A 758-nucleotide genomic window follows, 5' to 3' on the forward strand; every position below is an offset into this window, starting at 1 on the left:
ATGGAAACCACCACTTCTGCAAGCTTTACAGATCAATGGCATGCATATACGCTCAATGCTGCCTATGTGTTTGGAGGCCTGGCACTCCTCATTACAATTGTTTACTACATCAAACTGCTTACGATAAAGAGCTACTCAAGAAAGTACGAATTTGTAAGCGCCAATGAAGCAAAATACTTCTGGTATGCGCTTCTAAGTGTAGTAATAGGTGCTGCGCTATTTTTGAATAGCTACATTCAGCTGCTATTTGCTGCTGAAGGTGGATTCGAATTTATTTTTGGTCTATTTATATCCGTCATATTAGGTGTGGCCATCGGTTATGCGGCTTATGCCTATTTCAAATATTACTATCCTTCAGTAATCGAAGATAAATTGACAAAGCTGCGATTTAGACCCAGGATATCACCAGAAACCGGTAAACAAATGAAGTTGCTTGATGAATCTGAAGAAGATGTGCATCTTACAGAAGAAATGATTGCACATGAAGAAGAAGCGGTTTATGAGTATGATGTGTGGATCGATGAAGAGACTGGTCATAAGTTTATAGAGCGATATGACATTCATCTACATGCTTTAGTTTGTCCTAATTGTAGTTTCAGAACTTTAAAAGACTATAAAGAAGAGGTAGTAAAAGAGCCTACACATGATGAGCCTGGTCTAATGAAAAACTATTATAGCTGTTCTTACTGCGACCATGCTGAAATACGAGAAGTTAGGTTAGCACCTTTAAAAGAAGAGGAAGGAGCTAAGATACTATC

The 758-nt window shown here is 38.3% G+C and carries 1 protein-coding gene; it reads left to right on the top strand.

The window, feature by feature from the left end:
- A partial coding sequence (locus tag E1176_RS20135) for a hypothetical protein (RefSeq protein WP_185152482.1) occupies positions 1-758 on the top strand: 758 nt, incomplete at both ends.

The organism is Fulvivirga aurantia (assembly GCF_009711475.1).
In the GTDB taxonomy this organism is placed as follows: Bacteria; Bacteroidota; Bacteroidia; order Cytophagales; family Cyclobacteriaceae; genus Fulvivirga; species Fulvivirga aurantia.